This is a genomic window from Thermomicrobiales bacterium (assembly GCA_023954495.1).
Lineage (GTDB): Bacteria > Chloroflexota > Chloroflexia > Thermomicrobiales > CFX8 > JAMLIA01.
The window spans coordinates 1-6,550 of the sequence record JAMLIA010000119.1 but is presented as its reverse complement, the minus strand read 5'-3'; the positions used below and the strand labels follow the sequence as shown (position 1 = coordinate 6,550).

General features: G+C 64.7%; 5 protein-coding genes. 2 read left to right on the top strand and 3 right to left on the bottom strand.

All coding sequences use genetic code 11. The annotated features are described in order from the left end of the window. Nucleotides 1–158 precede the first annotated feature (158 nt). Together M9890_15070 and M9890_15065 are read left to right on the top strand one after the other, a co-directional pair. On the top strand, nucleotides 159–746 hold the full coding sequence (locus M9890_15070) for a cysteine dioxygenase family protein (GenBank protein MCO5178275.1): 588 nt from the start codon (nucleotides 159–161) through the stop codon (nucleotides 744–746). A gap of 23 nt (nucleotides 747–769) precedes the next feature. Next, nucleotides 770–1,900: a class II histone deacetylase gene (locus M9890_15065; protein MCO5178274.1), complete on the top strand. Its 1,131-nt coding sequence runs from the start codon at nucleotides 770–772 to the stop codon at nucleotides 1,898–1,900. On the opposite strand, the gene rsmG is transcribed toward M9890_15065, so the two are convergent. From rsmG to ggt, 3 genes are all read right to left on the bottom strand, one after another. After that, entirely contained in the window at nucleotides 1,863–2,618 is a 756-nt protein-coding gene (rsmG, locus tag M9890_15060; protein MCO5178273.1) for a 16S rRNA (guanine(527)-N(7))-methyltransferase RsmG, read from the bottom strand. The two genes, M9890_15065 and rsmG, sit on opposite strands and share 38 nt — an antisense overlap. After that, nucleotides 2,615–4,501, bottom strand: coding sequence for a 1-deoxy-D-xylulose-5-phosphate synthase (gene dxs / locus M9890_15055; protein MCO5178272.1), 1,887 nt, complete (start codon nucleotides 4,499–4,501; stop codon nucleotides 2,615–2,617). Before dxs ends, rsmG begins: the two co-directional genes overlap by 4 nt. Nucleotides 4,502–4,690: 189 nt before the next feature. Further along, nucleotides 4,691–6,352, bottom strand: a complete 1,662-nt coding sequence (ggt, locus tag M9890_15050) for a gamma-glutamyltransferase (GenBank protein ID MCO5178271.1) — start codon at nucleotides 6,350–6,352, stop codon at nucleotides 4,691–4,693. Nucleotides 6,353–6,550: the final 198 nt, after the last annotated feature.

Below are 6,550 nucleotides of genomic sequence, written 5' to 3'. Positions count from 1 at the left end.
GGAAGCGGCTGAGGACGGCCTGCGAGCACGCCTCGAATCTGAAGCCAGGCGTGTTGGCGTAGCAGGGTAAGGCCGTTCGCCAGACTTGACCGACACGCACCTCCCCGTACACTAGCCGACAGTGAAGCGTCCGGCATTGTGTAGCGAGGGAGGGCGTGATGGCGCAGGCAGCGCAGTACGGCATTGAGACGTTTGTTGAGGATGCAAAGCGCATCCTCGGGGAATCGGGCGACGATCGCGAGCGTGTCGTCAGGGAGCTCCAGCCGCTGGTGGAGCAGGTGCTCTGGGACGACAACCTGTTCGACGAGAAGTATCGCGCCGAGCCGGAGAACGAGCGACCACGATACATCTACTATCGGGAGCCGGATGATGTGCTCCAGATCTACGTCGTCGAGTTCGCTCCCGGCATGCCGACACCCGTTCACGATCATGTGACCTGGGGACTGATCGGCACCTGTGGCGGGCAGCAACACACCAAGCGCTACGAGCGCGTCGATGATGGCAGCGACCCGCACAAGGCCAAGCTGACACTGATTGAGGACACCGTCCTCGGTCGCGGCGCGGTCTACCCACTCCTGCCACCGAACGACATTCACAGCATCGAGACGGTTGGTGACGAGCCGAGCTACTCACTGCACGTTCTTGGCGTCGACCTCCGACGCCAGAAGCGCAACATCTACGACTGCGACTCTGGCGAAGTCGAGGAGCAGTGCGACGTGACCGAGGTCGATGGCAAGGGGATGTAGGTCCACCTTCGGGAGGGGTCGAGGTGACGAACGAGCGCAAGGCGGGGCTGGTCTTCAGCCACCGCTATTTGCAGCACAACACGAATCCGTTTCGGCTGCCGTCCGGGAATTCGCTTCCGTTCGTTGAGCCGGTCGATCATCCGTCCAATCCACGGCTTGTGGACCGGACGATGCACCTGGTCGATCTCAGCGGGCTGGCTGACGATCTCGTTGCGGTCGAGCCGTACATGGCGTCCGAGGAAGCGATCCTGGCTTGCCACACGCCGGAGCTGCTGGAGCGTGTTAAGGCAGCCGATGCCGCCGGGAAGGGTGATGCGGGGCGAGGCGCGCCGGTTGGACGTGGTTCGTACGACATTGCCCGGCTGGCTGCTGGTGGCGTGATGGCAGCAGTCGATGCCGTCATGACCGACGGGCCGAAGCGTGTCTACGCGCTCGTGCGTCCGCCGGGCCACCACGCCGTCGCCGACATGGGCATGGGCTTTTGCATCTTCAACAACGTGGCAGTTGCCGCGCGTCATGCGCAGCAGAAGTACGGCGTCGAGCGGGTCATGATCCTCGACTGGGATGTGCACGACGGCAACGGCACCCAGTCGATCTTCTACGACGACCCGAGCGTCCTGTTCTTCTCATTCCATCAGAACGAGCTGTATCCGGCTGGGTGGGGACTGATCGATCAGGTTGGCGAGGGCGATGGCGTCGGCAAAACGGTCAACGTGCCGCTGCCGGCCGGCTCCGGCAATGCGGCCTACCTCGCGGCGATGGAGGAGATCGTCCTGCCGATCGCGCGGCAGTTCGCGCCACAGCTCGTCATCGTGTCCGCCGGACAGGATGCGTCGGCGTCCGATCCGCTCGGGCGAATGTCAGTGACGACCGATGGCTACCGGGCGATGACGCAGGTGATGATCGACCTCGCTGCGGAATGCTGCGATGGCCGACTCGTCGCGGCGCAGGAGGGCGGCTACTCGGAGAACTACGCGCCGTACTGCACGCTGGCGATCATCGAGACGCTGGCGGAAACGCGGACAGACCTCGAAGAGCCGATTGCTGCCGAACGCCCACCGACCTGGCCTCAGACGACGACGGTGGGGCTGGATGCTCGGGCAACGCTCGACTCGGTCAAGCAGCGCCAGTCGGAGTACTGGAACCCGGACTGACAGGCGACTCGCTGAGCAGCGGGCTCGAATTGGGCAGGCCGGTGCGGCGCGGGAACTGCGCCGGCGTTGCCCGCACCTTGTCGATGACGACGATGCGGGTGCCTTCAACGTTGGATGCAAAGACGCCGCGAGGCTTGCCGCCGAGCATGCCGATCGCGTATGTCGCTTCGACCAGCTCATCGTTGGCTGCGCTCCCCTTTGGCAGGATCGCGACACCGCCGAGGCGGACGAACGGCAGCGTCAACTCGGCGAGGGTCGCCAGTCGAGCGACAGCACGAGCCGTGGCTACAGCGAACCGCTCACGGCGCTTCGGAATGCGCCCCAACTCTTCGGCACGCGCCTGGATGGCTTCGACGTTTGTCAATCCGAGTTTGTCGGCGGCCTCGTCGAGGAAACGGGCCTTCTTAGCCGTTGCGTCAACAAGCGTCACGAAGAGGTCGGGCCGGGCGATGGCGATCGGCATGCCGGGCACCCCGCAGCCCGAGCCGATGTCGATCACTGAATGCGCGTCATCGGGGATGAAGCGCAAGAGGTCGAGCGAGTCGGCCAGCAACTTGATCTGCGCGTCGTCAGGGTCAGTGATGCGCGTCAGGTTCATCACCTGATTGGTTTCGAGCAGGACATCCAGATAGGCTGCGAGGCGCGTCGATGTGTCGCCGTCGAGCGGCAGGTCGTGTTCGTCGCACCACTGCTTCAGGAGTGGAAGTGAGTCGGTCACGAACGGGTGACGTTGGCTTCAACGGCTACGCGGCGACCGGCAACGTCCTTCGCGGCTGCAACCACATCATCCAGTGCCAAACCGGCGTGCTTGCGCAGCGCCGACTGCGAGGCGTGGTCAAAGAAGTGATCGGGGATGCCAATGACGTGCGTCGGGATCTCAACGCCCTCGCGGGACAGCAGCTCCAGCACGGCCGAACCGAAGCCACCCATCGCCGCGCCTTCTTCGATGGTCACGATTGCGCCAGTCTTGCGAGCGACCTTCAGGATGAGCTCTTCATCCATCGGCTTGACAAAGCGGGCGTTGATGACGGCAGCCGAGATGCCGACTTCGGCGAGCGCATCGGCGGCTCGCTCGGCGGTCAGCGCGGTTGTGCCGTAGGAAATCAGGGCGACATCGGAGCCGTCGCGGATGATTTCGCCGCGACCGATCGGCAGGGCGTGCGGCTCGTTAGTGATCGAGACGCCGGTGCCGGAACCGCGCGGGTAGCGCAGCGCGATCGGGCCGCCTTCGTAATCGACGGCGGTGCGCAGCATGTTGCGCAGCTCGGCCTCGTCCTTCGGTGCCATGACGACCATGTTCGGCAGGCAACGCAAGTACGGGATGTCGAACACGCCGTGGTGCGTGCGACCGTCGTCGCCAACCAGACCGGCGCGATCCATTGCGAAGACGACCGGCAGGTTCTGAATGCAGACATCGTGGACGATCTGGTCGTAGGCGCGCTGCAGGAAGGTCGAGTAGATCGCCGCGACCGGGCGCATGCCGTGCGTCGCCAGACCAGCCGCGAACGTGACCGCGTGCTGCTCGGCGATGCCGACGTCGAAGAAGCGCTCCGGGTGCGCGGCTGCGAACGGCAGCAGGCCGGTGCCGTCCGGCATGGCGGCGGTGATGGCGACGATGCGTTGATCGTCGTCGGCCAGATGCGCCAGCGTTTCGCCGAACACATCCTGATACTTTGGCGGCTGTGGTGGGGCGTTGCCGGCGGTGACGACCTTGGCGGCGTGGTGCTTGAACGGATCGTTCTCGGCAAAATCGAAGCCCTTGCCCTTGGCTGTGACGCAGTGGACGAAGACCGGCTCGTCGTGCTGGCGCGCCTGCTCGAACGCCTCGATCAGGTCAGCGATGTTGTGTCCGTCGACCGGTCCGATGTAGGTGAAGCCAAGCTCTTCCCAGATCATCGTGTGATAGACGAACTCCTTGAACGAGTCCTTCATGCGCTTGCCCAGCTCGACGAAGAGCTCGCCGCGCGGCAGGCGATCCATCAGGCGCTCGAACTCGTCTTTGGCGCGGTTGTACCGCTCGTCGGTGCGAACGCGGTTCAGGTACTTCGGGATCGCGCCGACGTTGGGCGCGATGCTCATCTCGTTGTCGTTGAGCACGACGATGACTGGTAGACCCAGGCTGCCTGCGTTGTTCAGCGCCTCGTAAGCCATGCCGCCGGTCAGTGCACCGTCGCCAATGACGGCGACGGCGCGACCGGGCTGGCCGGTCAGGTGGTGGGCAGCGGCCATGCCGAGCGCGGCTGAGACGCTGGTGCTGGCATGGCCCGCACCGAACGCATCGTGCTCGCTCTCTTCGCGCTGCAGGAAGCCGGACAGGCCACCCTCAGTGCGAATCGTTGGGAAGCGCTCGTAGCGACCAGTGACCAGCTTGTGCGGATACGCCTGATGGCCGACATCGAAAACGATGTGGTCGGTCGGTGAGTTGAAGACATAATGCAGAGCAAGGATGAGGTCGGTCGCGCCGAGGTTCGACGCGAAGTGCCCGCCGTTCTTGCTCGTGACTTCGTAGATCTCGTCGCGAATCTGCCGTGCCAGCGTCTCCAGCTCAGCGACACTGAGCCCCTTGAGCGACTCTGGACCTTCGACTTGCTCGAGATGCATCGTGTTTATCCTCCAGCGCCGCGTTGAGCCCCACCATGCTCCACGCAGCGTGTCCCAGACAAAGTGCTACCCGTTAGCCGGGCAGCCGTCGTGACCACCGCAACGCACGACGGCTAACCGCTGAATGGTACCCCAGCGTCAACATCAACGATGACAAGCACTATGCGCGCCACAGGTTACCCGGCCAGACTAGAGGCCGAGCGCGATGCCTTCCGTGCGCGGGTCTGCGCCGCCTTCGAGGACGCCGCTCTCCGGATCGCGATAGATCAGCAAGGCAGCGCCACCGGCAGCGTACGGCCCGAGCTCGCGAACGACATGTCCGCGTTCACGTAGCTCGTTGAGCACGGCCTCGTCGATCCGTGACTCGGCGCGCAGCTCGAACGGATTGTCGATGTTGATCGGATCGGTGCCGGGGAACGACTGCCAGCGCGGCGCTTCGACCGCCTGCTGGACGTCCATGCCGTAGTCGATCACGTTCGTGACCGCCTGCATGTTCCACTGTGGCTGCTGGTCGCCACCGGGAGTGCCGCCGACGTAGAGCACCTGGCCGTCGCGCGCGATCACGTAGCAGTTCAGCGTGTGCATCGTGCGCTTGCCGCCCTCGATGACGTTCGGGTGGCCCTCTACGAGGCTGAAGCCGCGACCGACACGGTTGTTCAGCAGGATGCCGGTGTCGCCTGCGACGACGTGGCTACCGAATCCGGCCGAGTGCGACTGAATGAACGAGACCATGTTGCCATCGCCGTCTGCAGCGCAGAGATAGGTCGTGTCGCCAGCGTGCTCGGGGAGCGCGCCCGGCTTGACGCTGTTGGTGGCCTGCCGCATGTCGATCGTCGCGAAGCGGGCTTCTGCGAAGTCCTTCGAGATCATCGTCTCCAGCGGCACTGGCCCAAAGCGCGGGTCGTGCGAATAGGCGTTGCGGTCGGCGAACGCGCGCTTCTTGGCCTCGGCCATCAGGTGAATGGCGTCGGCGCTGTTGTGGCCCATGCTCGCCAGATCGGCGTTCTCGATGATGTTGAGCTCTTCGAGCAGCAGGTGCCCCTGCGTCGGCAGCGTCGTCTGGTAGACGGTGTAGCCGCGATAGTCGGTGGCGATCGGGGAGTAGACGTCGTTCTCGTGGTCGGCCAGGTCATCTGCGCTTAGCTCGCCGCCCATCGCCTGGATGGCCTCGGCGACGCGCCGCCCGAGGTCGCCGCGATAGAACGCGTCCGGCCCGCCGGCGGCTATGATGCGCAGCGATTCAGCAAGCTCTGGATTGCGCAGGATCCAGCCCGGTTGCGGCGCAGCGCCGTTGTCGAGGTAGATGCGGGCTGAGTCGGGATACTTGGCCAGCTCCTCGGCCGACGCCGCGATCGTGCGCGCGCCGGTCACCGACAGCGGGAAGCCGTTCTCGGCGTAGTGGATGGCGCTGGCGAACAGCTCGCTGGCCGGCAGCTTGCAGAAGTGCTCGATCGCGTAGAACCAGGTCTCGACCGCGCCCGGTACGCCCATCGAGAGCGGCCCGAAGAACGGCATGTACGTGTGGCCGCGTGACGTGAAGTAGTCGCGCGACAGGGCGCGCGGCGCGATGCCGGAGCCGTTGACGGCGGTCAGCGTGCCGTCGTTCTGTCCATAGATAAAGAAGGCATCACCACCGACTCCGCACATGGCCGGGATGACGACAGCGGTCGTCGTGGCTGCGGCGATGATGGCGTCCATCGCGTTGCCGCCGTTGCGCAACGCCTCGACGCCGGCTGCGCTGGCCAGTGGGTGCGCTGTCGCAACCATGCCGCCGCGCGCGAAGACGCGCGAGCGTGTCTGCTGGAACGATGCTGCCAGTGCGTGATCCGCAGTTTCGCGAACTTGTGCCATGTTCTGGATGCCCTCCCCGTACTCGTCGGCCAGCTTCTTGGCAGTATCGTAACCGATTGTCGATGAGCTGCCTGACCGTAGACTAGAATACGAAGGGACCACGTACATAATCCGCAGACCCGAAGGGATTTATATATGACCGCCAGCCCATCGATCTTTGTGCGCGGTGCCTGCCCGCACGACTGCCCTGATACATGC